The 3,516-nt window shown below is 68.8% G+C and carries 5 protein-coding genes; 3 read left to right on the forward strand and 2 right to left on the reverse strand.

Features of this window, described 5'->3' with window-relative positions; genetic code table 11:
* Positions 1–558, forward strand: a 558-nt coding sequence (locus Q7W29_05075) for a glutathione S-transferase family protein (protein ID MDO9171188.1), incomplete at its 5' end; no start/stop codon positions are given.
* Positions 559–652: 94 nt separating this feature from the next.
* On the forward strand, positions 653–1,528 hold the full coding sequence (locus tag Q7W29_05080; GenBank protein MDO9171189.1) for an alpha/beta fold hydrolase: 876 nt from the start codon (positions 653–655) through the stop codon (positions 1,526–1,528).
* A gap of 44 nt (positions 1,529–1,572) precedes the next feature.
* Here the strand turns inward: Q7W29_05080 and Q7W29_05085 are convergent, their stop codons facing one another.
* Both Q7W29_05085 and Q7W29_05090 read right to left on the reverse strand, forming a co-directional pair.
* Entirely contained in the window at positions 1,573–2,355 is a 783-nt protein-coding gene (locus Q7W29_05085; protein ID MDO9171190.1) for an SDR family oxidoreductase, read from the reverse strand.
* Entirely contained in the window at positions 2,352–2,681 is a 330-nt protein-coding gene (locus tag Q7W29_05090) for a nuclear transport factor 2 family protein (GenBank protein ID MDO9171191.1), read from the reverse strand. The genes Q7W29_05085 and Q7W29_05090 overlap by 4 nt, the downstream gene beginning before the upstream one ends.
* A 99-nt stretch (positions 2,682–2,780) precedes the next feature.
* Here Q7W29_05090 and Q7W29_05095 point away from each other — a divergent pair.
* The coding region (locus Q7W29_05095) for a LysR family transcriptional regulator (protein ID MDO9171192.1) at positions 2,781–3,516 on the forward strand (736 nt) is incomplete at its 3' end.

Raw genomic sequence — 3,516 nt, forward strand, 5'->3', positions numbered from 1 at the left:
GTCGCCTGCGCCCTCGCCGAACTCGGCGTGCCGCACGAGCGCGTCAAGGTCGACATCACCACCGGTGAGCAGCGCCGGCCCGACTTCCTGGCCCTGAACCCCAACGGCAAGGTGCCCACCCTGACGGTGGACGGCGCGCCGATGTTCGAGGCGCTGGCCATCGAGATGTGGCTGGGCCACACCTACGGCGTGAAGAGCGGCCTGTGGCCGGCCGGCGGCACGCCGGAACACCTTCAGGCGATGTCATGGAGCACCTGGGCCTATGTCACCTACGGCGCGCAGCTGGTGCGGCTGCAGGCCGCGAAAGACATGGGCACGCCCGACGACGCGCACGGCACCGCGGCGCGCAAGGCCCTGGACGAGCTGCTCGCCGTGCTCGATGGGCGTCTGAACCAGAAGCCCTGGCTGCTCGGCGATGCGTACACGCTCGTCGACCTGATCGTGGCGTCGGTCGTCGCTTACAGCACCTACATCGGTGCACCGGTGGCCGGGCACCCGACCACACAGGCCTGGCTGCAGAAGGTGATGGCGCGTCCGGCAATGCAGATCGACGCCTGACCAGAAGCGTTGTCGGCCAGGAGGTCGATCGGGGCAGAGCGTCATGCCGTTTTCACTAGGTCGGGCGGAGGGTCTGCGGGGTGAGAATGAAACGATGACCACCTCAACTTCCTCCTTCCTCTCCGACGCAGACAGCACCCAGGTCGCGACCTACACCTGGGCCGACGTGGACGGCCAGCCCACCGGCGTGGTGCAGATCGCCCACGGGCTGGCCGAGCACGGCGAACGCTACGACCGTTTTGCCCGGGCGCTCAACGCGGCCGGCTTCGTGGTCCACGCGGTCGACCACCGCGGGCACGGGCGCACGGCCAACGGGCGACTGGGCGACTTCGGTGCGGCCGGCTTCGGCGGCCTGATCGCCGATGTGGCCCAGTTCGGCGCCGCGCTGCGCGCGCAGCACGGCGGCCTGCCGGTGTTTCTGTTTGCGCATTCGATGGGATCGTTTGCCGCGCAGGCGGCCATCCTCGATCACGCATCGACATGGTCGGGCGTGGTGCTGTCCGGTTCAACCGCGCTCGACATGCTGGCCGCCGGCATGGCCAATGCGCCCGCAGACGCGCCCGCCGGGCTGGTGGCATTCAATGCAGGTTTTGAGCACCGCACGGGATACGAATGGCTCTCTCGCGACGCCGCCGAGGTGGATGCCTACGTGGCAGATCCCTGGTGCGGGTGGGACGTGCCGGCCGATGTGATTCCCGCCTTGTTCGCGCCCGCGCCCCGGGTGGCCGACCCCGCGCTGCTGGCGGGCATCCGCAGCGACCTGCCCGTGCTGATCGCTTCCGGCGATGCCGACCCGCTGGCGGGTGGCGGCGCGCTGATCCAATTGCTGGGCCAGCGCTACCGAGAGGCGGGTCTGGCCGACGTGACGGTCAAGTTGTACCCGGGCGCCCGCCACGAAATCCTGAACGAGACCAACCGCGATGAGGTGACCGCCGACATCGTGGCCTGGCTTCGCGCCCACGCGGCGTAGGCGCCGCCGTGCAAGCCTTGATGCGGGGCCGCGATGACCGCGCCCTAGACCGTCGGAACCGTGCCACCGTCGATCAGGTGCTCTGATCCCGAGATGGAGCCCGCGCGCGGCGACACCAGGAAGGTGATCAGATCGGCGACCTCCTCCGGCCTGGCCGGTCGTCCGAGCGGGATGCCACCCAATGACTGCATGATGATCCGCTGGCCGCCCTCGTAGTCCGTCCCGGCCTGGCTGGCCAGCCGCTCGGCCAGCGCCACGGAAGCTTCCGTCTCGATCCAGCCGGGCGCGACGCTCAGCACGCGAACGCCCTTCGGGGTCACTTCTTTGGACAAGGCCTTGCTGTAGGTCGAAAGGGCCGCCTTGGCCGCGGCGTAGGCGGTCGTCGATTCCGGCAAGGGCAGCAGGCGCTGGATCGAGCTGACGTGAACGATGACGCCGGAACCCTGGGCCAGCATGGCGGGCAGCAGCGCGCGGTCGAGCCGCACGGCCGGCATCAGGTTCTGGTTCAGCTCGTTGAACCAGTGCGCATCGCCAAGGGCCGCGAAGCCGCCGCCCGGCGCGCTGGAGCCACCCAGCACGTTGACCAGGATGTCCACGCCGCCCCATTGGTTGAGCACCGACTGCGCCACGTCCGCCACGCCTTGCGCGGTGGTGAGATCGGCTGCGATGTAGGTCACGCCGTCGGTGGCCGTCGCGGGCAGCGAACGCGCTGTGGTCATCACCTGCACGCCCGCCGCGTGCAGGCCGCGCACCACGGCGGCGCCCACGCCCTTGGTGCCGCCCGAGACCAGGGCGCGCTTCCCTTGAAGTTGAAGATCGAAGCTCATGCGGTGATCTCCAGCGAGGCGATCAGGCCGCGTTCCAGGCGAAAGCGGTACCGCAGGTCGACCGGACTGCCGGGGAAGTTGCCGGTCACCCGGCCGCTGACGATGTGGTGCCCGTTGTCCTGCTCGAGCGCGAAGGGCGCGGTCGTGTAGGCGTATTGGGCCGAAGCGGCCGCCTTCCACGCCCGGATGGCGTCCAGGCCGGTGTGGGTCCGGTCTTCGTCTTTCACGGTGGCCTGCGCCGTGAACCAGCGGGCCAGCGCATTGGGGTTCTGCCGGTCGGCCGAGAAGTAGGCGGCGATGGGTTCGGGAAGATGCAGAGTGGTCATGGTGAAAGCTCCTGGTGGGTGAAGGCCCAAGGATGCGACCGCAGAAGAAATTAGTGAATCACCTAGAATTTGAATTCGTTATTAAGCAAAAAATGCACAATGCGCGGCTCCGACTACGCTGAACTGAAAGCCTTTGCCGCCGTGGTCGAGCGCAGCAGCTTTGCGCGGGCGGCCGAGCATCTGGGTCTGTCGCCTTCGGCGCTCAGCCAGACCATCCGCCAGCTCGAAGCGCGGCTGGGTGCGCGGCTGCTGAACCGCACCACCCGCAGCGTGGCACCGACCGCAGCAGGCGAGCAGCTGCATGCCCGCATCGCACCGCTGTTCCGGGCGATGGACGACGCCGTTGCCGAGGCCAGCGCGGCGGCGGGGCAGATGAGCGGAACGCTGCGCATCAACACCCTGGGCATGGCGGCCCGGCAGATCATTGCGCCGCGGTTGGGCCGGTTCCATCGCGCATTCCCGGACGTGACGCTGGACATCGTGGTCGACGACGGGCTGAGCGACATCGTCGCGGGCCGCTTCGATGCGGGCATCCGGGTGGGCGGGCGGCTGGAGAAGGACATGATCGCCGTGCGCCTGACGCCGGACGTGAAGATGGTCGTGGTGGCGTCGCCGGACTATCTGGCGCGGCGCGGTCTGCCGCAATCACCCGCCGACCTGCACGACCACGCCTGCATCAACTGGCGGCTGCAGACCGACGGCCGGTCCTACCAATGGGAGTTCGAGAAAAGGGGCCGGCGGATCGAGGTGGCGGCGTCCGGGCCTCTGGTCACCAACCACTCGGACATCGGCGTCGCCGCCGCGTTGCAAGGCTTGGGCATTGCCTATGCCTTTG

This window comes from bacterium (assembly GCA_030654305.1).
In the GTDB taxonomy this organism is placed as follows: domain Bacteria; phylum Krumholzibacteriota; class Krumholzibacteriia; order LZORAL124-64-63; family LZORAL124-64-63; genus PNOJ01.

What these genes read in the sequence shown, in the direction of transcription:
- Q7W29_05080 (MDO9171189.1), top strand. Translation starts at nt 653, where the DNA reads ATGACCACCTCAACTTCCTCCTTCCTCTCCGACGCAGACAGCACCCAG.
- Q7W29_05090 (MDO9171191.1), bottom strand. Translation starts at nt 2,681, where the DNA reads ATGACCACTCTGCATCTTCCCGAACCCATCGCCGCCTACTTCTCGGCC.
- Q7W29_05085 (MDO9171190.1), bottom strand. Translation starts at nt 2,355, where the DNA reads ATGAGCTTCGATCTTCAACTTCAAGGGAAGCGCGCCCTGGTCTCGGGC.